General features: G+C 72.3%; 17 protein-coding genes and 1 pseudogene. 12 read left to right on the forward strand and 6 right to left on the reverse strand.

Translation table 11 applies throughout. The features are described 5' to 3' along the window. Positions 1–149: pseudogene (locus tag ABGA98_RS45085) on the reverse strand (transposase); the annotation flags it as partial. A gap of 659 nt (positions 150–808) precedes the next feature. Here ABGA98_RS45085 and ABGA98_RS45090 point away from each other — a divergent pair. Genes ABGA98_RS45090 through ABGA98_RS45140 form a run of 11 tightly spaced genes read left to right on the forward strand, consistent with a single transcriptional unit; the run spans position 809 to position 18,595 of the window. Beyond that, the gene (locus ABGA98_RS45090) at positions 809–1,462 is read left to right on the forward strand and encodes a hypothetical protein (protein WP_347624642.1); all 654 of its coding nucleotides are present in this window, start codon (positions 809–811) and stop codon (positions 1,460–1,462) included. 6 nt (positions 1,463–1,468) lie between these two features. Further along, entirely contained in the window at positions 1,469–1,768 is a 300-nt protein-coding gene (locus ABGA98_RS45095; RefSeq protein ID WP_347624643.1) for a LysM domain-containing protein, read from the forward strand. Position 1,769: 1 nt separating this feature from the next. Next, a complete protein-coding gene (locus ABGA98_RS45100; protein WP_347624644.1) occupies positions 1,770–2,921 on the forward strand; it encodes a hypothetical protein in 1,152 nt (383 codons plus the stop codon). A gap of 19 nt (positions 2,922–2,940) precedes the next feature. Next, positions 2,941–3,438 (forward strand): phage baseplate assembly protein V, encoded by a 498-nt coding sequence (locus tag ABGA98_RS45105; protein ID WP_347624645.1) that lies wholly within the window; start codon positions 2,941–2,943, stop codon positions 3,436–3,438. Continuing rightward, positions 3,438–3,755: a hypothetical protein gene (locus ABGA98_RS45110; protein WP_347624646.1), complete on the forward strand. Its 318-nt coding sequence runs from the start codon at positions 3,438–3,440 to the stop codon at positions 3,753–3,755. Before ABGA98_RS45105 ends, ABGA98_RS45110 begins: the two co-directional genes overlap by 1 nt. Next, entirely contained in the window at positions 3,752–4,135 is a 384-nt protein-coding gene (locus ABGA98_RS45115) for a GPW/gp25 family protein (protein ID WP_347624647.1), read from the forward strand. Before ABGA98_RS45110 ends, ABGA98_RS45115 begins: the two co-directional genes overlap by 4 nt. Then, positions 4,132–6,609, forward strand: coding sequence for a putative baseplate assembly protein (locus tag ABGA98_RS45120; RefSeq protein ID WP_347624648.1), 2,478 nt, complete (start codon positions 4,132–4,134; stop codon positions 6,607–6,609). Before ABGA98_RS45115 ends, ABGA98_RS45120 begins: the two co-directional genes overlap by 4 nt. A 41-nt stretch (positions 6,610–6,650) precedes the next feature. Continuing rightward, positions 6,651–9,158, forward strand: coding sequence for a hypothetical protein (locus ABGA98_RS45125; RefSeq protein ID WP_347624649.1), 2,508 nt, complete (start codon positions 6,651–6,653; stop codon positions 9,156–9,158). Beyond that, positions 9,155–11,314 (forward strand): hypothetical protein, encoded by a 2,160-nt coding sequence (locus ABGA98_RS45130; RefSeq protein WP_347624650.1) that lies wholly within the window; start codon positions 9,155–9,157, stop codon positions 11,312–11,314. The genes ABGA98_RS45125 and ABGA98_RS45130 overlap by 4 nt, the downstream gene beginning before the upstream one ends. 1 nt (position 11,315) lies before the next feature. After that, complete coding sequence (locus tag ABGA98_RS45135) at positions 11,316–14,378, forward strand: DUF6519 domain-containing protein (protein ID WP_347624651.1); 3,063 nt, start codon at positions 11,316–11,318, stop codon at positions 14,376–14,378. Further along, a complete protein-coding gene (locus ABGA98_RS45140; RefSeq protein WP_347624652.1) occupies positions 14,375–18,595 on the forward strand; it encodes a DUF4157 domain-containing protein in 4,221 nt (1,406 codons plus the stop codon). The genes ABGA98_RS45135 and ABGA98_RS45140 overlap by 4 nt, the downstream gene beginning before the upstream one ends. A 16-nt stretch (positions 18,596–18,611) precedes the next feature. Here ABGA98_RS45140 and ABGA98_RS45145 read toward each other — a convergent pair whose 3' ends face one another. Genes ABGA98_RS45145 through ABGA98_RS45155 form a run of 3 tightly spaced genes read right to left on the reverse strand, consistent with a single transcriptional unit; the run spans position 18,612 to position 22,116 of the window. Next, positions 18,612–20,534, reverse strand: coding sequence for an AAA family ATPase (locus ABGA98_RS45145; RefSeq protein ID WP_347624653.1), 1,923 nt, complete (start codon positions 20,532–20,534; stop codon positions 18,612–18,614). Then, entirely contained in the window at positions 20,531–21,772 is a 1,242-nt protein-coding gene (locus tag ABGA98_RS45150; RefSeq protein WP_347624654.1) for a DUF4255 domain-containing protein, read from the reverse strand. The genes ABGA98_RS45145 and ABGA98_RS45150 overlap by 4 nt, the downstream gene beginning before the upstream one ends. After that, the gene (locus ABGA98_RS45155; protein WP_347624655.1) at positions 21,769–22,116 is read right to left on the reverse strand and encodes a hypothetical protein; all 348 of its coding nucleotides are present in this window, start codon (positions 22,114–22,116) and stop codon (positions 21,769–21,771) included. The genes ABGA98_RS45150 and ABGA98_RS45155 overlap by 4 nt, the downstream gene beginning before the upstream one ends. Before the next feature lie 250 nt (positions 22,117–22,366). On the opposite strand from ABGA98_RS45155, the gene ABGA98_RS45160 reads away from it, so the two are divergent. Next, the gene (locus ABGA98_RS45160) at positions 22,367–22,549 is read left to right on the forward strand and encodes a hypothetical protein (RefSeq protein ID WP_347624656.1); all 183 of its coding nucleotides are present in this window, start codon (positions 22,367–22,369) and stop codon (positions 22,547–22,549) included. Between the two features lie 70 nt (positions 22,550–22,619). Here the strand turns inward: ABGA98_RS45160 and ABGA98_RS45165 are convergent, their stop codons facing one another. Together ABGA98_RS45165 and ABGA98_RS45170 are read right to left on the reverse strand one after the other, a co-directional pair. Beyond that, the gene (locus tag ABGA98_RS45165; protein WP_347624657.1) at positions 22,620–23,333 is read right to left on the reverse strand and encodes a hypothetical protein; all 714 of its coding nucleotides are present in this window, start codon (positions 23,331–23,333) and stop codon (positions 22,620–22,622) included. A gap of 14 nt (positions 23,334–23,347) precedes the next feature. After that, positions 23,348–23,869 carry a phage tail protein gene (locus ABGA98_RS45170; RefSeq protein WP_347624658.1) on the reverse strand — a complete coding sequence of 174 codons (522 nt, stop codon included), beginning with the start codon at positions 23,867–23,869 and terminating at the stop codon, positions 23,348–23,350.

Raw genomic sequence — 23,869 nt, forward strand, 5'->3', positions numbered from 1 at the left:
CCGGTCCGCAGCAGCATCGCCAGGCATTCCTGGGTGTTGGCGCACCAAGCAGCCAGCGGATGGAAGCCGTACCCCTTCTTGAAGGTGGCCGAGGCGCCCTGTTTGTCGGAGTGGGCGGTGATGAGCGTGGCGTCCACGTCGATGACGATCCAGGTCATCCCGGCCACGATCGAGACCACCTTCGCTGGCGCGTTGACGCCGTCGGCCGCGCCCAGCGCCAGGTGCTCGCCGACCAGGCGGTCCAGGCCGCTCCGCTCGGCCAGCCGCAGCGCCGGAGCAAGCCCGGCGTAGGAGATCACGTGTTCGTCATCGAAGATCGCCTGCGTACGGCTGGCGGCGTGAAAGAATTCCAACTTACGAGGTGTCCTTTGCAGCGGGCCGATGGAAGCGTAGAGAACTCCCATCCTCCCAGCTCAAGGGACACCTCACTTCATTTCGCGAGCCTCGTCCCGAACTTCACGCCGTGGATTCAGGCTCAGGATCGAGGGTCGCTCCCCGCCTCCTGCCTCGTGATTTCGAGAGCTGTTTCGATGCTCCTCACCGGCCGGTAAGCACGTCCAGAGGCGACGACGTCGAACACGTCAGCCACGGCGATGACCGTCGCGTTCTCTGGACTCTCCATGTCCGCCAAGCCTCTGGGATGGCCGTGGCCATCGGACCGTACATGATGGTGAAGAACGTCCTTCAGCGCGGCGTCGGTGAGGACGACTCGAGCGGCGGGTTCCAGGATCCTCGAAGAGTTCGGCCCGTCCCCAGAGGTGACGCCGGCGTGACGCTGCGGCGACGGCTCCAGGGCATCGTAGGCGACGTGAGCAGCTTCCCAGGCAGCCCGCCCACCTTGCGGGGCGCCATCATCGCGGTCGAGCCGTTGGGACCGCTGTCGCGGACGGTGGTGTTCCAGTACAACCCCGATCAGGTGCAGCGCACCATCGCGCCCCGCTCCACCGGAGAGTCGGGCAAGCGCTCCGCCGACGCACACCGGGCCTGGGGAGCGCCGACCGAGACCATCGCGATGACCGTGGACATCGATGCCACCGACCAGATGGAGACCGGCGACCCGATCGCCGCGACGGTCGGCATCCTGCCGCAGTTGTCGGTGCTGGAGATGCTGCTGCATCCAGGCAGCATCCGCGTGATCTCCAACTCCGCCCTGCTCGCCGCGGGCGCCATCGAGATCCTTCCGGTGGAGCTGCCGATGGCGGTCCTGGTCTGGGGCCCCAACCGGGTGGTGCCCGTGAAGATCACCCAGCTCGGCATCACCGAGCAGGCGTTCAATCCCACGCTGAGCCCGATCCGCGCCACCGTGGACGTCTCCGCCCAGGTGCTCACCTACGACGACCTCTCCCTGACCGACGTCGGCTACGGCATGTACCTCGCACACCTGGTCGCCAAGGAGGTCCTCGCCACGGCGGGGGCGGTCATCGGCGCGGTCGGCGCCGTCAGCGACCTGATCCGGGCGTGAGCTGCGATGTCCGGCCGCTACGACTCCGTGCCCATCGCGAGCACCACCGTGCCCGACGGCACCGGCGGGCTGCGCGAGGTCCGCTACCTCCGCCGCCGGGCCCTGCCCGACCCGCGTGACATCCTGACCGCCGCGGTGCACCGGGTCACGGCCGCGGACCGGCTCGACCTGGTCAGCCACCGCTATCTGGGTGATCCCACCGCCTGGTGGCGCATAGCCGACGCCAACGGCGCCGTCGACCCCGACGAGCTGACCGGCCCGGACGCGGAAGGCGATCTGATCGTCATCCCGCTGCCGGGGGTGTGACGTGCTGCTCGGTTCCGGGCTCCGGCTCACGGTCCTGGCCGGACGGACCATCCCGCTGCCGTTGCCGGTCGACCTGGCACAACGATGGCGCTCGGCCCGCATCACCGAGAGCGATGGCGAGCGAAGCGTCTTCTCCCTCGTCTTCGACGCCGGGCGATCCGGCCCGCTCGCCGCCCTGGACTCCCCGTTCGGCCCTCAGAGCCCGCTCGCCCCGTTCGCCCGCGTGGTGCTCGTACTCACCTTCGGGCTCGTCCCCAAGGTGCTCGTCGACGGCATCGTCACCGAGACCCGGCTCGACCCCGGCACTGGCGCAGGCACCGCGACCTGCACCATCACCGGGGAGGACGTGGGCAACCTGCTCGACCGCGAGGACCGCGACATCGAGCACCCGGCGCTCGACGACTACCTGACGGTGCTGAAGATCCTCGCCCCGTACGCGACGCAGGGCATCCGGCCCATGGTGCTGCCCACCCCGGTTACCGACCCTCCGCTGCCCATCGATCGGATCCCCACGCAGCATGGCACCGACCTGGAACATCTCACCGAACTCGCTCGGCAGCACGGCTACGTCACCTACGTGGACCCGGGACCCCTGCCCGGGATCAGCTCGTTCTACTGGGGACCACCAGTGCGCGTCGGGGCGCCGCAGCCCGCGCTCGCCGTCGACCTGGGCTCCGACAGCAACGTGCGGGACGTGTCATTCCGCACCGAGGCCACCGGCCCCGCCACCGTGACCGGGGCCGTGCACGACCGGCGTACCGGGGTGACACTGCCCGTCGCGGCCGTGGTGAGCACCCGGCCGCCGCTGGGCGCCGTTCCGTTCGCCAAGGCCGAGGCCGACAACGTGCGGCGCCGCCGGCTACGTGAGGGCACCAGCGATGTCGCCTCCGCCTTCGCCCGCGCGCAGGGCGAGGTCGACCGGGCCTCAGACGCCGTGGTCGCCGAGGGCAACGCCGACGGCGCCCGTTACGGCTCGGTGCTGCGCCCGCGCGGCCTCGTCGGCATGCGCGGCGCCGGGTGGACGCACGACGGCCTCTGGTACGTCCGCAAGGTCGAGCACGACCTCGCCTACGGCGGCTACCTCGTCGGGTTCACGCTGGCCCGGGACGGGCACGGCGCCGTCACTCCCGCGCTGCCGAGGAGCCCGCGATGACCATCTGGGAGGAGCCGCGATGACCAGGCAGTTCTTCGGCGTGTACCGGGGTACGGTGAAGAGCAACATCGACCCGTTGCTGCGCGGGCGGGTGCAGGTCTCCGTGCCCAAGGTGTTCGGCGACGGCCGGCTGGCCTGGGCCGAACCCTGCGTGACGTACGCCGGCAACGGGGTCGGCGGTTTCACCCTCCCGCCGGTCGGCACCGCCGCCTGGGTGGGCTTCGAGGGCGGCAACCCCAATTACCCGGTCCTGCTGGGCTGCTACTGGCGGCTCGGCGAGTCACCGGCGCCCGGGCTGCCTCAGCAACGGGTGTTCAAATCCGATTCCGTCACGATCACGGTGAGCGATCTGCCGCTGGCCGGCGGGCTGACGATCGAAGTCGGGCCACCTGCCGTGCTGGTCCCGCTGAAGGTGGTCCTGGGGCCCGCCGGGATCGAGTTCTCCACCGGCGCGACCTCCGTCGTTCTCGACGGCAAGCGGGTCTCGCTCAACGACGGTGCCTTGGAGGTGACCTGATGCCCGCCGCGATCGTGCACCAGGGCGCGGTGGTGGTCTGCGCGCACGGCGGGCGGGCCACCCCCACCGTGCCCAACCCGCGGGTCCTCGTCGGCGGGGAGCGCACCGTGCTGCTCGCCGGACCGTGGACGGTGGCGGCCTGCCCGTTCCCGCCCGTCTACGGCGGCCCCTGTGTGGCCGGCGTGTGGAGCGTCGGCAGCGTCCGGGTGCGATCCATGGGCCAGCCCCTCGTCCTGGCCGGCGGACTGGCCACCTGCGCGCCCACCGGCGTGCCCCTGACGGTGACCGCGAGCCAGCTCCGGGTGGTGGCGACATGACTCCCGCACGTCACGTCGGCTTTCCGCTCCGCGTCGGCAGCCGCGGCCGCACCACCCTGGTGTCCGACGAGGACTACCTGCGGGGCCTGGTCGAGACGGTGCTGTTCACGCGCCCGGGCGAGCGGGTCAACCGTCCCGACTTCGGCAGCGGGGTCGACCGGCTGGTCTTCGCCCCCACCGGGGACGAGATGGTCCACGCGAGCCGGACGCTCGTGCACGGCGCGCTGCAACGCTGGCTCGGCGACCTCGTCCAGGTCGACGATGTGGTGGTGGAGGCCCACGACAGCCGACTGCGGGTCACGGTCACCTACGTGCCGCTGTTCGCGGGCACCGCCGTCGGCGAGCGCCGCAGCCTCAGCGTCCTCGGTGGATCGCCATGACCGCGCTGCTGAACCGGGAGGCCCGCAGGGCACTGGTCGAGGGGGAGAGCGCCCTCAACGGGATCGACCACGTCGAGGTGCTCGCCCACCGGTCCGGCGTCCGCCATGGCACCCTCCTGGTTCACCTGATGAGAGGCCCTGTCCCCGCCGGCCTCGATGCCACCTGGGTACGCGTCCTTGGCGGCGCTCGCGTCGACCCGCAGGTCAACCCGGTGCGGGTGCTCTGGGCCCACCCCGCCGACGCCCTGGTCGCCCAGGCGCCACCGGGCGTCGACGCCGCGGACAAAAGCTTGGTGAAGGAGGCCGTCCCGCCCGCCGACCGGGCCCGGGTCCTCGTGGTCCGCACCTCCTCTGCCGGCGACTGGTCCCGCTACCTGCTCACGCTCACCGGCCCCGACGGCGAGGGTTCCCCGGCGGGCTTCGACGAGCCGCTGTCCACCTGCTCGTTCGCGTTCAGGGTCGACTGTCACGAGGAGATCGACTGCCGGACCGACGACGTCTGCCCGCCCGTGCCCGCCGTCAGCCCCGCCCTGGACTACCTGGCCCGCGACTACGTCGGGCTCCGCGACCGGCTGCTCGACCGGCTCGCCGTGCTGCTGCCCGGCTGGACCGATCGCAACCCCGCCGACCCGCTGGTCACCCTCGCCGAACTGTTCGCGTACGCGGGAGACCGGCTGACCTATCGGCAGGACGCGATCGCCGCCGAGGCCCACCTCGCCACCGCCCGGCTGCGCCCCTCCGTGCGCCGTCATGCCCGGCTGCTCGACTACCGGATGCACGAGGGCTGTGCCGCCAGGACGTGGCTGGCATTCCACGCCTCCGCGCCGGCTGACGTGCCGGCGCGCGCGCCGGTCGCCGCCGTCGATGGGCCGCTGCCGCCAGGCACCGGTGTGGAGTCGGCGCTGGACGCCGGCGCCACGGTCTTCGAGACCCTGCTACCGGTGCCGCTGCACCCGGATCGCAACCGGCTCGATCTGCACGCCTGGGGCGATCCGGACGCATGCCTGCCGGTCGGCGCCACCAGTTGCTGGCTACGCCACCCCGCCGCCATGGACCCACGCCTGCGCGCCGGTGACGTGCTCATCCTCGCCCCGATCGACGAGAGCGGCGCGGTGGCCGGTGACGAGGGGCGTCGCCATGCCGTCCGGCTTGTCCGCGACCCGATCGTGCGCGCCGACCCGCTCGCGCCCGCCGGGACGATCGTCGTCGAGCTGCACTGGGCCGCCGCGGACGCCCTCGTAATCCCGCTGCCGGTGGCCCGCCGCGCCGCCGACGACAGCGCCGCACCGGCCGCCGTCGCGCTGGCCAATGTCGCGCTCGCCGAGCACGCGGCCACACTGCCGCCACGGATGTTGCTGCCGTCCCAGGCTCCTGCCGATGGCCGGTACGAGCCCAGGCTGCCCACCGGCCCACACCGCCTGTCCTGGACCGACACCGTCGTTGACGGCCACAGCGCCACCGCCGCCCTGCTCCCCGATCCGTGCCGCGCGCTGCCCGCCGTGCTGCTCGACGACGGCGCCAGGACCTGGACACCCGTGCCCGATCTGCTCACCAGCGGCCGGCTCGACGCTCACGTCGTCGCCGAACCCGAGGACGGCGGGGCCGTGCGGCTGCGGTACGGAGACGGGATCAACGGCCGCCGTCCCGCTCCCGGCACCACCGTCACCGCCTGGCCCAGGATCGGCGGCGGCGCCGCCGGCAACGTCGGCGCGGACGTGCTCATCCTCCCGCTGCCCGCCCCTGTCCACGCCGTGCCCGCCGGGGTGACGGTCACCAACCCGCTGCCTGCCGCTGGCGGCGTGGATCCCCAACCGATCGACGAGGTGAAACAACTCGCGCCGCATGCCTTTCGCACCCAGTTGCGTGCCGTCACCAGCGCCGACCACGCCGCCGCCGCGGAAGAGAACCCGAATGTGCAGCGGGCGGTGGCCCGGCGCCGCTGGACAGGTTCGTGGTACGCCCAGGAGGTCACGCTCGACCCGGTGGCTCACCGGGCTGGCGATCCCGCTCTCGCGGCCGAGGTGGCGGCCACCCTCGACGTACGCCGGCTGGCCGGGGTGGACGTCGAGCTGGCCCCGCCGGTGCACGTCCCGCTGGAGATCGTCCTTGAGGTGTGCGTCGCCGACGGCCACCTCGCCGGGGAGGTGGAGCGCCGGCTGCGCGCCGAGTTGTCTACCCGGGCACTGCCCGACGGGCGGCTCGGCTTCTTCCACCCGGACCGGCTGACCTTCGGCCAGTCTCTGTACGTCTCGGACCTGGTCGCCGTGATCATGGCCGTTCCCGGCGTCCGTTACGTCGAGGTGGACGACTCCGAGACCACGGGCCTGCGGTTCCGCCGGCTCGGCAGGCCGTCCGCCGGGGAGGTCGCTCGCGGCCGGATCGAGGCCGCAACTCGCGAAGTGCTGCGGGCCGACAGCGATCCGAGCAACCCGGAGTACGGCCAGGTCTCCTTCCGCCTGAGGGGTGACGCGTGACCGGCTGCGGGACGAGCGGATGTGGCTGCGACCCGCTGCGCATGCCTCTGCCTGAGGTCACCAACACGCCCGGTCTGTCCGCCCTGCGCTGGCGGGTCGCCCCGCACAGTCATGCCCTGGCCCGGATGCGGGCGGCGTTGGCCGGGCCGGACATGCCCGCGGGCGTGCGGGCGGTGGCCGGGCATTCCGCGGACCCGATGCCGGCGCTGCTGGACGCCGCCGCGGTGATGATCGACGTGGTGTCGTTCTACACCGAGCGGATCGCTCAGGAGGGGTTCCTGCGCACCGCCACCGAGCTGACCTCGGTCCGGCATCTCGCCGGGATGATCGGCTACCAGCCCCGTCCTGGCGTCGCCGCCACCGCGGACATCGCGTTCGACGTCGAGGACGCACCCGGCGCGCCGGCCGAGGTGGACGTGCCCGCCGGCACCCCCGTGCAGTCCATGCCCGGTCAGGGTGAGCTGCCGCAGACCTTCGAGACCGTCGAGGATCTGCGCACGCACGCGGCGTGGAACGCGATCCCCGGTGTCACGGCCGGGGTGCAGAAGATCGGCTTCGCCACCGACACCGTCTGGTTGCGCGGCACCTCGCACGGTCTGCGACCGGGGGACGGGGTGCTGGTGGTCGGCGCCGAGCGCCGCCGGTACGGGCGCACCCCCGTCCACAGCCGGGCAGCAGGCGACAAGCGGAGAGACGACGAGCGGTGGGACTTCCGCATCCTCGCCGCGGTCGAGGAGGAACCGCCCGGTATCGCCGGCTGGACCCGGCTGCGGCTGGCGGCCAGGATCGGCTGGCGGCCGTCCGCGTTCTTGACCGCCGAGGAGGGGGTGGAGGTGCACGCCTTCGGCACCCGGACGAACCTGTTCGGCTGGAACGCCCCGATGGGCGCTCTGCTGTCCGGCGAGCACGTCGCCTCACTCATCGAGGATGACGAATGGAGCAACATCCACACGCCGTTTCCCGACGGCCAGCCCGTCCCCGACGATGTGGTGGAGGTCGACGGCGACCATCCCCGTGTCGTGCCGGGCTCATGGCTGCTGCTGGAGCGACCCGGCTACCGCGAGCTGTACGCCGTCGAAGCGGCCTGGCCGGGCGGCGGCTCCCGGTTCGGGGTCAGCGGCAGGACCACGCTCGTGCGTACCGACATCACCGAGAACCTGGCCACGTTCGGCCGCCGTGACACTCTGGTCCGCTGCGAGTCCCGGCCGCTGCCCGCCGGCGAGCGCCCGCTCATGGAGCCGGTCGGCGGACGCCGGCTCACGCTCGCCGCCACCGATCCGCCCCTGCCGCCGGGACGGCGGGTCGTGGTCGCCGGGTTCCCGCCCGGCGGGCCACCCCGTGACCCGTTGGCGGCCGCCGCGACCGCGCCGCCGCTCGCTGAGACGGCGACCATACTGACCTGCGTGGTCGACGCCGGAGGCGGGACCATGGTGGTCGAGCTGGAGCACGATCTCACCTGCGGCTACGACCCGCGTGGCCTCCGGGTGCACGGCAACGTGGCCACGGCCACCCACGGCGAGACCGTGGTCCAGGCGCTCGGCAGCGGTGACCCCACGGTCGCCTTCCAGCGAATGCGCACCCGACGCGGCCCGCTCACCCACGTTCGCGCCGAGACCGCCGCCGGTACGCGCAGCACCTTGCAATTGCGGGTCGACGGAGTGCGCTGGGACGCGGTGGCCTCACTGGACACCGCGGGACCCGGAGACCGTATGTTCACCGAGCGGCTCGACGACGACGGGCGGGTCACCGTCACCACCGGTGACGGCAGGCACGGCGCCCGGCTGCCGTCCGGCACGGAGAACGTGCAGGCCGCCTACCGGGTGGGCGTCGGCGCGGCGGGCGCGGTCAAGGCCGGGCAGCTCAGCATCCTGCCGCGCCGCCCGTACGGCATCCGGGCCGCCGCCAACCCCGGCCCGTCCCGAGACTGGGCCGACCCGGAGCGGATCGACGAGGCCCGGGCGCACGCGCCCCTGCGCATCCGCACCTTGGACCGGGCTGTCTCGGTCGCCGACCATGAGGACTTCGGCGCCGGCTACGCCGGGGTGACCCTGTGCCGCGCCGACGCCGTCTGGGACGGTCGGGAGCAGGTGGTGGTGCTCTCCGTCTCCGGCACGTCCGCAGACGACGGCGCCGCGCCGGCCGGACCTGAGCTGATCGCGGCGCTGCGGGCGGCACTGGTGGCTGCCCGCGACCCGGGCACCCGGCTCGCCGTGCTGCCCGGTGTGAACGTCATGTTCGGGCTCCGCGTCGGCCTGGCCCACGATCCGGCCTACCCGAGGGCGGAAGTGGAGGCGGCGGTACGCGCCGCGCTCGCCGCCGCGTACACGCCGCCGACGCTCAGCTTCGCCACCGCGGTGCCGGCCTCCCAGGCGCTCGTGCTGATCAGGGCGGTTCCCGGGGTGCGGGCCTGCACCATGCCGCGGCTCGCGGCGCCGCCCGGCGGTTCCTCCGCCGACCTGCTGGCCGCCCTGCCCGCCCGCTGGGACGGCGACCTCCACGCGGCGCAGGTCCTCACTCTCGCCGACGTGACGATCGAGAGGATGACATGAACGGCTCCTCCGCGCAGCGCCTGCGGGCGCTCGTCCCGGTGCACCTGCTTGCCCGCGATGCCGCGTCCGCCCCTGACGGCGTCCCGGGCCCGCTCGGCGCGCTGCTCACTGCGGTCGAAGGCGAGCTGGATCTGCTCGACCGCGACCTCGACCGGCTTCACGACGGGTTCTTCATCGAAACCTGCGCGGAATGGCTGGTTCCCTACCTCGCCGACCTGGTCGGCCTCGCCGAGCCGCCGGCCGACCTAGGGGCCGCGGTCAGCCGCCGCGCCCTGGTCGCCAACACGGTGGCGTACCGGCGGCGCAAGGGCACGGTGGCGGTGCTCGAACAGGTCGCCAGGGACGTGACCGACTGGCCCGCCCGCGCGCTCGAGCACCATCCGCTGCTGGTCACCGCCGCCCACCTCAACCATGTGCGCCTCGACCGGCCCGCCACCGCGTCGCTGCGTGACGCCGCGCGCGTCGAGGCCACCGAGCTGATCAGCCCACCCGGCCCGCGCGGCGCGCTCGACCCGCTCTGCCACACCGCCGAGGCGCGCCGCATTCCCAGCCGGCGCGGGCGTTACGGCATCGATCACGTCGCCGTCCACCTGTTCCCCACCCGGGCATACGAGGTGGGCGCCCCTGACGTGGACGTGCCCCTGGGCCCGAACGGCGGCTGGGCGAACGCGCGCCCCGACGGCGCGGAATGGACCTTCGACCCGCTCGGCCGGCTCGTGCCGCTGTACGCGCCGGCCCGCGGGGAGGAGGCCATCGAGAGGCTGGCCACCGAGGCGGACCTGCCGCTGCCGCTGCGCCCACGCCGGCTGAAGAACCTGCTGGAGCAGGCCCGCGCGGGCTCGCTCGCCGTGTCCGCGCTGCCGCTGGGCGTACGGCTGCGAGTCGGCGGAGTGGACGAGCGCGACCTCCCCCCAGACCGGATCCGGGTGTGCCTGCTCGAAGACCCCACCTCCGGGCCGGAACCGCAGGTCATGGTGGATCCGGTGCGGGGTCGAATGCGGGTGTACGGCAACGCCCCCGACGCGGTCTTCGTCCGTTACGCCTATGGCGCGCTCGCGGACGTCGGCGCGGGCACCTACGAGCGCACCGCCGCCCACGAGGCGCTGCTGGCCATGGACTCCGGCGGCTCGCTCACCCCGCCCGGCGCTGCGGCTCCTCTCGCCGTCGGCCAGACCGAGGTCTACTCCGGTGCCCCCGCTCCGGCCGGCAGCGTGCCCACCATCGCCGCGGGCCTCGCCGCGGCCGAGGCGTCCTGGGCCGCGGCAGGCAACACCACCCTCGACGGCACATACGTCGTCTCCATCGCCGACAGCGCCACCTACCCCGGCGACCTCGCCGTTACCGTGCCGGCCGGCACCCGCCTGGTGCTGGTGGCAGCCACCTGGCCGGCCCGCCGCCTGCCCGGCGGCGAGGTGCTCGCCCCCGTTCCCGGCCGGTACGCCCCCGGAGGGCTGCGCCCGCACCTGCGCGGCACGCTGCGGATCGACGGAGGGCCTGGGAGCAGCGTGGTCGTGGACGGCCTGCTCATCGAGGGGGACCTGGTCGTCGAGCCCGGCAGGCTCGGCCACCTCACCGTCGCTCACACCACCGTCACCGGCGCCCTGCGGGCCGGCTCCACCACCGGCCGCCTTCATCTGCGGCTCAGCCGGTCGATGGTGGGCGAGGTCGAACTCGCCCGCACCGTGCCGCTGCTCTCCGTGGACACCTCGGTCCTCGACGCGACGGCAGGCGGCGACGCCGCACTCACCGGCGAGGGCGTGCACGCGTGCCTGGAGGGGACCACGGTGCGCGGCGCGGTGCGCGTCCGCAGCATCGACGCGTCGAGCTGCGTACTCGACGGCCCGCTGGAGGTGGCGGACCGCCAGGTCGGCTGCCTCCGCTTCAGTTACGTCGCTCCCGGCTCACGCACACCCCGCCGGTACCGCTGCGTGCCCGCCGACGGCGCACTTCCAGCGTACGCTGCCACCGATCCCGCCTCCCCGGCCTATCCGGCACTCGCCGGATCCTGCTCGGCGTCGATACGGGAGGCCGGCGAGTACGGGGCCGAGCCTGGCGTCCACCACCACCTCCGACGGCCGCTGCGGCTCCGGGCGGCGCAACGGCAGCTCGATCCGTACCGGCCGGCCGGCATCGAACTTGGGATCTTTGGGAGCTGACGTGCAGGGAGATTTCACCCGCTGGACGTTCGACCCGCGCAAGGGTTATCGATCCGTGCTGCTCCAGCAGGGCAGGGTGCTGCTGGACGCCGAGTGGAACGAACAGACTCAGATCACCGCCCAGCATGACGAGGTGCGGACCCGCGACGTCGTCGGGCAGGCCGGCGGGCCGCTCGACGGCGCCGGGTTCGACCTCGTGGACGCCAGTGGGGCCGTGCCCAAGGACACGGCCTGGGCCGACCTGCGCATCACGCCTGGCCGGTACTACGTGGACGGCGTTCTCGTCGAGGCCGCCCCACCTGCCGACGGCGGGGTCGGGCACGAGCTCGCCGACCAGCCGTACCTGCGCCGGGTGGGCGACCTTCCCGGGCTGCCCGAGCCGCCGGGCAACGGCGGCTACGCGGTCCTGCTGGACTGTTTCAACCAGCACGTCACCGCCGATCAGGTGCCCCGGCTGCTGGATTCCGCCCTCGGCAGTACTGACACGACGACCCGCGCGCGCACCGTGTGGCAGGTTCGCCTGGTCAAGGTCGCCGCCGGCACCACCTGCGCCGACGTGGCGGACCCGCTGTGGCGGGACCGAAAGCCGCCCACGATGACCGCGGACCTGCCCGAGCCCGACGCCACCGCCGACCCCTGCCGGTTGAGCACCTCCGGCGGATACCGCCGGCTGGAGAACCAGCTCTACCGGATCCAGGTGCACGATGTGGGTACCGACGGCATCGCCCGCTACCTGTATTCCCGGGAGAACGGCAGCGTGGTGGCCGGGCTGACCGCCATCGGCCCGTCCTCCGCCGCGGGCATGGACGCCGACCTGACGCTCAGCCGGATCGGCAGGGACGAGGAGCTCTCCTTCCACCAGGGCGATCTGGTCGAGGTCACCAGCCCTGACCGGGAACTGCACAGCCTGCCCGGCCACCTCGCCACCGCCGGCGCGCCGGACGGGCTCGCCCTGCCCGTCAAATGGGCCTCCACCGCCCCCGCCGACCTGGCGGCGCTCGGAAGCACCCCCATCGTCCGGCGCTGGGACGGCCCGGCCCAGCCCGCCGACAGCAGTCCCGACGAACTGGACAAGGCCGGCATCCAGGTCCGGTTCGGCGCCGGCGACTTCCGGACCGGTGATCACTGGCTCATTCCCGCCCGAACGGTGCGGCTCATGTACGGCATCAGCGCACTTTCCGGCACCATCGAATGGCCCGAGGACGAGAACAAGAAGCCGATCGCCCTCCCGCCACTCGGCCCGGAGCACCACGTCGCGGTGCTCGGCATGCTCCAGCGGAGCACCGCCGGCGGCAAGGGCCGCTGGACCCGGGTGGAGAGTTGCCGCCGGCTCACCCCGCCGCTGACCGAACTGGTCACCATCGACCTGCTCGGCGGCGACGGCCAGCAGGCTTCGGCCGGTCAGCCGCTGCCCGAACCGGTACGAGTCGTGGTGCGCAACGGCGGTGTGCCGGTGCAGGGGGCCCGGGTCAAGTTCTCCGCCACCGGCGGCAACGTGGCCACCGGCGTGCCCACCACCACGGACCCGGCAGAAAACGTCTTCCAGACCGACAAGCAGGGCCAGGCCGACGTGCGCTGGCGACTGCCCGCGACGGGCCCGGCCACCCACGTGCTCACCGCCGTACGCCTGGACGACGCCGGCCACGCGGTGGGCGCCGAGGTTCGCGTCACCGGCCGGCGGCAGGAGGAAGCTGGCGGCTCCGTCTGTCTCGTGGTGCGGCCGGAGACGGACCTGGTCCAGCTCTTCGCCGGGCTGTACGGGGTCGCCGCGCTCGACCTGTGCCTGACCTCCGGGACGTGGGAGCTGACCGAGCCGGCGGTACTGAGCGGGGTGGGCTGCGTGCGGATCTCCGGGGCCGGCGCCGTCGCCACCAAGATCAGCTCGACCGCCGGGGCGGCGCTGCGTTTCGTGAACTGCGGCGAGGTGCAGGTACGCGATCTCTCGGTGGCGGCGCAGGCCACCGAGCACGATGAGCGTCTTGGCGCGCTCACCGTCCAGTGCTCCGGTCCGGCGCTCGTGGAACGGGTGCATGCCGCCATCACCGACGCACCCGTCGCCATGGCGGCCGGCATCACCATACGTGGCGGATATTGGCCGGTGAGCCGGACTGCGATCCGAGACTGCCGGGTAAGGGTCGGTCATGCGCAGACAGGGGTGCTCGTGATCGACAGCGAGCGCACGGACGTGACCGGCTGTGACATCTCGGCGACCAGCGACAACGTCAACGACTCATGGGGCCGGTTCCTCAAGTGGTTGCGCGACCCGCGATTCGCCCGCCTTGTGGCCCGGCGGGCCGTACACCCGCTGCGTGCCCAGGAAGATGATCCACTCGGGCTGCGCAAGGGCTACTCGGTCGTCAACGGGTTCCCCCCGGGGTTCGCCACGGAGGTGGCCAACGATGACGAAGGATGGAGCGACTACCTCTACGGCGCCGAATTCAGCACCGTCGAGGAACTCCAGACGTTCGTCCGCGACGACCTGATGCGGCCCGACGTCCTGAACAGGTTCTTCCCCTCGTTCATCACCTGGCTGGGCGGCGTGCACCACGACCTGAGCGTCCTCTCGGTGTCCGGCGCCGGCATCACCGTCGCCGGCAGCACAGCCGGCGAAGTCCGCGTTCGCGACAACGTCGTCACCGGCGCCCTCGCCGGGATCACCGTCGCGCTCAGGCACCGCGACAGCTCGCCTCGGACCGTCCAGCACGCCTGGATCTCTGGCAACACCATCAACCCGCCGTGGCGCGCTCCCACGACCTTCATCCATCAGGCCATATCCATCGGCCATTGCCGTCGCCTGGACATCACCTCCAACGTGGTCGACTTCGCCGGTAACACGCCGAACTACCCGATGCAGGGCCTGCGCTGTGCGGGGCGGCTCGGCCCGCACGCGGTGGTCGCGGGCAACATGTTCCTCGGCACCACGAACGGCATCCGGGTGGAGACCGGCCCGGCCGATGTGGCTCCGCCCATCCTGCGGGTGGCCCGCGACAACATCTGCACGAGCGGACCCGCTCTGGTGGAATCCGCCGGCTTGTGGATGGCCTCGGACAACGTGAGCGGATGAGGATCGCGGAGAGCACACGTCCGCCCAAGTCGGCCGACCTGGGCGAACCCGAGTGCGCCAGGGACGAAACCCTCATGCGGGCACACCGCCGATCCGCCACGCCGCCGCACAGCAGACACAGTGTGGCGCGCATCCCCGTACATGCCCCGCCCGATCCCGCGGCCGAGCGCGACGCCCACGCCACCGCCGCCCACGTCGTGGCCACGGAACGCGCAACCCGGCGGAGCGGCACACCGATGGTGGCGGACGGACGGCAGGACCGCGTGAAGGCCGCGGCGCGACCCGGAGGGCCGATCACCCGGGTGGCCACCGTGCCCGACTCCCGTCTGGGCCCGGGCCGCCCGTTGACCGGCGCCGAACGCGCACGGTACGAACCGGCCCTCGGCATGAGCCTCGCCGGAGTACGCCTGCACGACGGCCTCGCCGCGAAGCTCGCTGCCAAGGAACGCCGCGCCCATGCCTTCACCTACGGCAACCACGTGGTCCTCGGCTCCGGCGCCGCGCCGCACGCCACACCAGGCAGGGACCTGGTGCTCGCCCACGAGCTGGCCCACGTACGCCAGCAGGCCCGCCCCGCCGCCCACCCGGCGGGCACGACCGCCGACCACCCGGGCCGCGGCCCGCCGGCGCCGCCTGCTCGGTCCGCACCGCTCGGCGTGCAATGCTTCGAGCTCGCCGACACCCACGTGGGCCGATTCGTCACCAATACCGCGAGCGACGTTGCCGCTATGGGCCACGGCGCGCTCGACACTGCCCGCGAAGTGCGTGGCGAGATCACCGGGAGCGCCTTGGAGACGGCCTCGGTAGTCGCCGACCGGCTCGCTCCCGGGCTCCTTGAACTGCTCCGCGGCGGCGCGCTGGGCCAGGTGCGGGAGCTGCTCTGCACCGGCGTCACCACGCTGGCCGCCCGGTTGCTGTCTCGGCTCGACACCATCGACCCGATGTCCGACATCGAGACCGCCTTCACCCGTCTCGCGAACGATGTCGGCAAGGTCCAGGCCAAACTGGGCGATGCCGCGCGCGCGACCGTCGGCACACTCCTGCGTCCGGTGGTGGACGCCCTCCAGGAGTGGGAGGGCCCGATACTCCAGAACCTCCGATCGGCCACCGCGACGGTCAACGACCTTTTCCTCGGCTTCTGGGACCATCTCGCGGTCCCGGCGCTCGATCTGCTGGGCAACGCCGGCGGCGCCGCCTGGGAGGGCTTCACCCGCCTCAGCTCGTGGCTCTGGGAGCTGGGCACGCCGATCCGCGCCGGCCCCGAGTACGTATGGAAGTGGCTCACCACCCAGTTCGGACTGGCCTGGGAAAGCTCAGCGGGGGTTCGCGAGTGGCTGGCGAACCTCGCCAGCTCCGCCTGGGAAAAGCTGCGCGCCGCCATCGCGCCGATCCGCACGCCCCTCATGGTGGCCGCCGGGGCGCTGGTCATGCTCACCCCGCTCGGGCCGATCGTGGTCCTGACACAGGTCCTGCCGCCGCTATGGGACAAACTCACCTGGTTGTGGGAGAACTGGAACTTCAATGACATTCTTGTCGCCGCGCGCCAAGTGTTGCAGGAGCGCATCCTGCCCGTCGTCATCGACAAGGTGAGTGCGGCCGCCGACACCATGACCGCCGCCGCGACCTGGCTCGCCGACGCGGCCGGGCAGGTGGACACCGCGATGAGCGGCTTGTGCGGCGCGTTCGGCACCAACGCGTGCCTGTCCGGCGTGTCCTACCTGCTCACCAGGGTGGCCGGCCAGTTCGCCCGGATGGCCGCCTGGGCGCGCGGCGGGTTCAGCGGGCTCGTCAAGGCTCTGCGCGCCGTCTTCGACGCCCTCCTCGCGATCTTCCGCCCCATCCTCGACTTCCTGGTCCGGCTGGCCAAGGTGGTGGCCAACCCGCTGATGCTTCCTGTCGCCCTCACCTCGGCGATCTGGATGCTCTGTCCGGACGACCTCAAGCCGCCGGTAATCGCCTTCGTCCTCGACCTGTTGATCACCACGATCGGCGGGATGCCCGTCCTGCTCCCCGGCCTCGGCCCGCTCGGCGTTCTGGTTCAGGAAGGCGTGGTGGGCTTCCTCCTCCAGCTCCGTCATGGAGAGAAAGTCGACGACCAGCAGCGCGTCGAGGCCAGCAACAAGATCGCGAGCTTGGCCGCCGGCGGGGGTCTGGCTTTCCTGGCCGGCATGGCCTGGGGCATCGTGCAGGGCGTGGTGGACGGGATCATCGACCCGTTCCGACTGCTGTTCATGCTGGCCGAGCTGCTGGTCGCCGGCTCCCGCGCGGTGGTCCGCGTCATCGAGAGATACGCTCCGGCCCTGGCGATGCCCCGGCCCCCGACGTCACCTACCGGCACGGGAACAGCCAAGGCGGCCCCGGCCACACCGAGCGCAGCTGACGCGGCGGGAGGCACGGCGGCGCAGCTCGCGCCCGTGCCCAGCGAGCCGACCGACGCGGAGATCATCCCCGCGATGTCGCAGGACCGACTCAACGCCGTGGCCGCTGACGGCATGCAGCCCGACGTCGACCCCGCCACCGTCGAGAACACCATGCGCGACGAGGTGAAGAACGCCGGCACCACGGTGAAGGGCCTGGGCGAACTCCTGGGCGAGGCCTGGACCGCGATGGTGGCGGGCGCCCAGTCACTCGGCGCCAAGGCCGCTTCTGCGCTGCTGGGGTTCATCCTGCTGCCGGACTACGAGCTGGGCAAGAAGATCGGCTTCGTCACCGGCTTCGTGCTGCTCCAGGCCCTCGTCATGTACCTCACCGCCGGGGGCTACACCACCGCGAAGGCGGCCGAGACGCCGCTGAGGATGCTGCTGCGCTACCTGCTGCGCTTCCTCGACCTCGGGGGTGAGCTGTTCGGCGTGCTCGGCCGGGCGCTGCGCCCGCTGGGCAAGCCGCTGATGACGGGAATCGGCTCCGCCCGCAAGTTCTTGAGCAGGTTCCGGTTCGCCGCCGACTTCTTGACCTGGCTCGAGAGCCGGGCCGGACGCATGCTCGGCCTGAGCGACGAAGCCGCCAACGCGGCGAGCCGCGCCACGCGGGAGGGCGTCGAGAGCGGGGCCAAGCGTACGACCCTCGAAGCGGCCGAAGCCGGCGCCGCCAAGGAGGCCGCCGGGGAGGCCGGCCAGCGGGCCGCCACCAAGGAGGCCGGCGAACTGGGAGAGGGCGCGCTCCGGGCGGTGGACGAGCCTGGAGTGCCGACGGTCGCCGACGACATCGCCAAGGAGGCCCAGTACCCGGAGGCGTTGGGCCGGGCAGAGATGATCAAGGAACTCAACGATGCCGTCGACACGCCGGTGCCGATCATGCTCGGCCTGCTGATGACGCTGAAACGGCGGTACAGGTGGATCGAGACGTTCACCGCCACCCCGATCGGTCCCAGCGTCTACGCGGTCGAAATGGTGGCCAGCCACACTCCTCTGGGCCAGTACACCACCAATGGACCTCGGGAGACGCGCGAATCGTTGTCCCGGATCGCCCAAAAGTTCCAGGAGGAGCTGCGGACGAATCCTGCCATCCGTACCCGCTTCCGTCAGATCGCCGAGTCCGCGCACGCGGATCCCGAGGGTGCCGCACGGGCCGCCGTGGCCCTCGAGCAGAGGCTGACCAGCCGAACCAAGCGCGGGGTGGCGGACGTCTTCGAGCAGGCGCAGATGCCAGGCAGGGGCATCGACCCGCGAGCCGTCCCCGAAGGTCTGTCACCGCTGAAGAAGCCACCCGGTGCGGTCCCCATCGAGAGCGAGGTAAAGGCCAAACTCGGCGAGACCGGGCACGCTCTTGAAACCGGCACCATCGTACCTCGGCGGGCGAACGAGGTCGTGTCGGGGGCCCGGCAGGCGGAGGTGCGCGCCAAGATGCTCAGCAGGCCGCGGGGGGACCGCAGGCTGGCCCAGCTCGCCGCCGAGTTCCCGCCAGAAGGGGCCGCGCAGGTGTTCCTACCGACAGGTAGAGGCGGTGGCCGTTACATCGACCATATGTTCATGGACGGGCCGACGGTGGTGCTGCGAGAAAGCAAGAACGTCACGAGGTTCAGTCTCAGTCGCGACCCATTGCGGCCGAATCGCAACGTCGTGCAGTTGAAGAAGGACTTGGAGATCCTGGCCCAGTTCACGGACTGCCGGGTCGAGTGGCGGATCACCGGGGCGATGGACGACGCGACCCGTGAGACACTCGACCTGCTCGTCGGCTGGTACGGCGGGCGCTTCCGCTACGTGCACGGCGCGTTCTAACCAGTGGTCAGGGCGATCAGCGGCCCCCGAGTGAGCGCCCGTTCTTGGCCAGCTCCCAGCGCGTGGCGACGGTCAGTTGCTCCGCGGTGACCCGGTCCTCATCCGCCCCCAGGTACGCGGCGGTCAGCGCCGCCGCGGCGATGCCGCCGCCGGGGAGGTCGACCGCGGCGAGCCGGGCCGGGTCCACCCCGTCGACCGGCACCCCGTCGGGGAACGCTTTGCGCCACATCGTCTCCCTGGCCGCCCGGTCCGGGTAGGGGAAGGTCACCACGATCCGTAGCCTGCGCAGGAATGCCTGGTCCAGCGCGGAGCGGGCGTTGGTGGTGAGTATCGCCAGGCCGGAGAACGATTCCATGCGCTGGAGCAGGTAGCCGACTTCGAGATTGGCGTACCTGTCGTGGCTGTCGCGCACTTCTGTGCGCTTGCCGAAAAGGGTGTCCGCCTCGTCGAACAGGAGCACGGCGGCCCCGTCCTCGGCCGCGTCGAAGACCCGGCTGAGGTTCTTCTCCGTCTCGCCGATGAACTTGCTGACCACCTGGCTGAGGTCCACCACCACCAGGTCCAGGCCGAGCTCGCGGGCGATCACCTCGGCGGCGAGGGTCTTGCCGGTGCCGCTGTGCCCGGCGAACAGCGCGGCGGTTCCCAGGCCCCGGCCGCTGCGGTCGGCGAACCCCCATTCGTGCAGCACCCGGGTCCGATGCCGGACGGCGGCGACCAGCGACCGGAGCTGCTCCAGGTGTGTGGCGGGCAACACCAGGTCGTCCCAGCAGGCTCGAGGGCGGACGACTCTGGCCTGTGTGCCGTAGCGGCTGCGGGAGCGGGCACGGCAGGCAGGCCACAGCGGCGTGCCGGTAGCGGCATCGACCGCGGCCAGCTCCACATCGGGCAACGCCAGGTCGAACACCCCGGCGGCCGTGGCCGTCTCGTCGTCGGGACGGCCGGCCGCGTGTCTGTCCAGCGCGGACTTCAGGGCTGCGACCCGCTCGGGTATGGGCAGTCGCGGCACCGCGATGTGCACCCCGTCGGCGATGGCGGTGTCGAACGGGCCGAGCACCGCGACCGGCGCGGACAGCGTGCCGAGTGCGCGCACCAGGGCGTGCGCCTCCGCGGGCTGGGCTCCGTCGGCGTCGAAGGCCCAGGCGGCGGGCGCCAGGATGCTCTCCCTGCCGACGAGGCGGAGCAGCCGGTCGCGGTCACGTACCGCCGAGGGGAGGTCTGCCACGGAGATCAGCCGCAGGTCTCGTCCCGCGCCCTTCGCCGCCGCGGCGGCGACCACCGGCAGGTTGGCCGGCTGAGGCCCCTGCAGGACGACGGGCCGGCCTCGCGCCCACACCGTGCGAATCGTCTCGGCAGCGGCGGCGAAGGACGGCGGCAGCGCGGGCATCGGCTTAACGGGGCGGGCGATCGCGGCGAGGTCTGGTTCGAGATAGCGCACGCCCATCAGATGGTGCAGCAGGCGTTCGTCGGCGACGAGCGGGCTGCCGGTGAGCGAGGCCGGGTCCAGCAGGCGGATCAGCTCCCAGCGGCGCAGCGGCGCGTCCGGGGTGATCGCGCTCCAGTGCGCGCCGTGCAGCGTCGCCAGGGCGAACCCGAAGGTGGGACGAGGCTGCCCGTGCGCGGCGGTCAGCTCGTCGGCCACTTCCCCGGCCAGCTCCTGCCCGACCGCCAGCAGCAGCACCGTTCGTTCGAATCCAGTCAACCGCAGCGCGACGGCGAGCTCGTCCAGCGCCGAGGGGCGGTCGAGCAGGGTCCGGGCCGCGATCAGTCGCCGGTCCGCCGCTGCCACGCTCTCATGGGCTTCGTCCGGGTATGCGATGATCCGGGCCCTCAGGACATCCAGCTCGGCGATCAGCGCCAGCCGGTTCGCCTCCTCCCACGGATGGTCCGAGGCGCCGGATGCGTCAGCGACCCGGGCGCGGCGGCGCCCGGCACCGGTCATGGCACGGTCAGGGCGGGCGCGCCGTAAACCTCTCCGACCAGTTCCGGCACGCTGTCCACGCCGTCCACGCGCACGCGGATCAACCACTCGCCGGCTGGCACCTCGTCGTCAGTGATGGTCAGCCGATCCAGGGGCGCGGCGGCCGGAGCGAGCGGCGCGAAGCGGATGCTGACCACGTCCGGCTCGCCGGGTGGGGCGGGTGTGAGCCTGCTGAGCAGAATCGCGGCCGACTGCCCGCCGACCATCGGCGGCGTGACCTTCAGCTCTCCGCCGTCTTCGGTCGGCGCCACACTGGGGCGGACCAGCAGCGGCAGCGCGTTGGATGTGGCGTTGACCCTGGCCGGGACGGCACCGGCGGCCGGCGTGACGTGCGAGACCTGGACACCGTGCAGCCCGGCCGGCACCGTGCCGTCAAGCGTCACCGCTAGTTCTGCGGCGGTGCCGCCGGTCTCAGGCGTGAGGACGGCGGGGCCGATCCTGACGTGGGTGATCTGCTTCGGACACCCACGCAGTCCGCTGCCGCGCAGCACGATCCGATCGCCGGTCACGGCGGCGCCGCGCGGGCCTGCGACGACCTCGGCCAGCACCGCGGGGCCGCCGGCGACCAAGGACACGGTCCGCTGCCGTACCGGCAGGGCCCTGCGCGGCGCGACGTCCGCCTCCACCAGCGCGGCCGTCGCCACGTACGTCTGGGAGAGCTGATGCGGGGTGGAGAAGGTGGCCCACAGCTTGGACATCTCCTCCATCGACAACGTGTACGGCGCGACCTTGACCCGTTCCATCTGGTCGGCGAGGTCGGACTCGGCCAGGAAGCCGGTCGGGACGTTGGCGGAGTACAGCTCGATCGCCTCGTTGATCACGTCCCGGGTGAGGATCGGCGTGACCGCCAGCGCGATCACGGCGCGGCCGAGCAGCCGCTGGGCGTCCAGCGACTCCGCGTCCCCATGACAGGTGAGCAGGTAGTACAGGTCGAGGGCGGCCATAGGCCTGCGGACGAGGCCGCCGTCACTGCCCCGCGTGGGCAGGTCGGTGAGGTTCCACGCGTGGCTGGGGCGGACGTCGTACAGGTGCAGGTTGATTCCGGGTGCGGCGGTGACGGCGGTGCCGGCGAGATCACCGGGAGGCAGCGTGGTGACGGTCGCGCCCCCCACGGAGCCCGGGTGGTCGGCTTCGAGGGCTCGCTCCAGCACGTAACGCAGAGTCGAGGTAACCGCCGCGATGGCGAGGCTGTTGCTCATCGAGCCTCCCTGCGACGGGCGAGGTACGCGGCGTGATCCACGGTGGACGGGGGCTGAGGTGCCGGTGCCCGGGGCGTCGGCGCGGGCGCTCGGGTGACCACGACCCGGTCGATGTGCAGGTGAACGTCGCCGGCCGACGAGGGACTCACGGGCGCGCCGGGTGCCCCGAGGGAGCGGGCGGGCGTCAAAGGTCGGACCGGGCTGGTGCGCACTTCGGCGGTGCCGGGCTTCGGCGCCGCTCCGGACGTCTTCGGGCGGTCGATGAAGACCAGCCGCTCTCCCGGCTCCACCACACCGCGTGCGACCAGTTCCGGACCGAGGTGCTCGCGCAGGAGCCGGGCCACGTCTTGGACAGGAGCACGTACGGGGCCGGCAGCCGGAGGACCGGCGGGCGGTGGCGTACTCGGCCGCCTGCTCGGCGCAGGCGTAGGGCCGCTGTCAGGTTCGGGCGAGCCCTGGCCGTCGTCAGGCTCGGCCGGCAGGCTCTGGTCCTCGTGAGACGGGACCGGCGGACTCTGACTTTCGGCAGAGTGGACCGGCGGACCAGACGGCACCGACGGCGTCGAGGGCCGAACCGCCGCCGGCTCGGGAATCGTGGTCAAGCTCTGGGCCGGCACGTCCATGGCCGTCGGCGGTGTCCGTGACAGCGGTCCGCGGGCAGTGCCAGCCGTGGACGGCGGTACGGGCGGCCTGATCGGCACGATGGCGGGCCGTTCCGCCCGCGGCTCGGCCGGCGTCTCGACGGGCCACTCCGGTGGCGGCACCTCGAAGGGCTGAGCCACGCGGAGCCTGGCCAGCGGCTCCCTGCCAGTGGCCCGTCCCGCCATCCGGATGAAGAAGCCGCCGCTCATGCGGTCCGTCCAGCAGCCAACGCCAGGTAGGCCCGCCGGCGGCCGGCCGGCAGCGCTAGGATCTCCGCCTCCGCCCAGCCGAAGGCGGTGGCCAGGGTGGCGACCTCCGCGAGCAGGGCGGGCGCGTGGGCGGCGACCCGTTCCCACAACAACTCGGCCACGTCGAGTGACACGGCGACGACGCTCTCACATGCGGGGCAGTGGGCGCGTAGCATCACCGCCGCGGCTCCGGCCAGCCCCTCGGCGATAGCGTCAACGGTTGCCAGTTGGTCGGCCGTGAGTTGTGCCGGACTGATCGGCCCGCCTGTCGCATCCCGGACACAACGGGTGAGCAGGGCGGCCAGGGCGTCGTCGGCCTGGGCGGCCATCAGCAGGTCGCGGGCGCTGGGGGGCCGCACTCGCAGGGCGCCGCCGCAGGCTTCGCCCGACTCACCGGTGGGCAGCTCTGTGATCGGCTCCAGGGGCAACGCCACCTCGAGCACTTCACCGCAACCACAGGTCATCATCACGTCCGCGACGCCGCCGAAGGCGTCGGCGTACAACCGGGCGGCGAGCACCGCGACCAGCCCGAGCGGCATCTCCAGAGCGGTGTCGAGGTCAGGCAACAGCCCGGCGGAGTGCAGCAGCACCGGGCCGCGAGTGACCGGTGGCGCCGACGCGGCACGCTCCCACGCTTCGAGCAGGCGTGCGGGATCGTCCAGAGTGGTCATCGCGGGCTGGGCTGTCAGGGCTCGACGTATGACGGCTCGGTGGGCTCGACCACCGTGTAATCGCGTTCCCACCCCTCGTTCTCGAGCTTGACGCTCTGGATGGCCACCGCGTTGGCGTTCGCGTCCAGCTCGGGCAGTGCGATCCACTCGGACACCCAGCATCGGTACACCTTGTACGCGATGACCAGTTGGCCCGCCTCGTTGTACATCTCGATGATGATGTCCTTGCGGAAGTCGGCCAGGGAGGTCTCCGCACCCAGCCCTGAGCCGTAGTTCCACACCTTGTTCGCCCATTGCTCGAAGTCGGGATCATGAGTGACGCCGCGTTCCAGCAGGATGGCGTCGTACTCGGTCCGTCCCGGCGACTTTCGGCTGCTGCTCGGGTCGCCTCCGTGCCGATGGGACACCACCTCGGTGGTCCGCTTCAACGTGCCGATCTTGCTGATGCCCGCGACGTACCGCCCGTCCCATTTCGCCCGAAATTTGAAGTTCTTGTACGGGTCGAAGCGCTTGGCGTTCAAGGTGAAATCGGCCAT

The organism is Nonomuraea sp. B1E8 (assembly GCF_039871515.1).
GTDB lineage: Bacteria > Actinomycetota > Actinomycetes > Streptosporangiales > Streptosporangiaceae > Nonomuraea.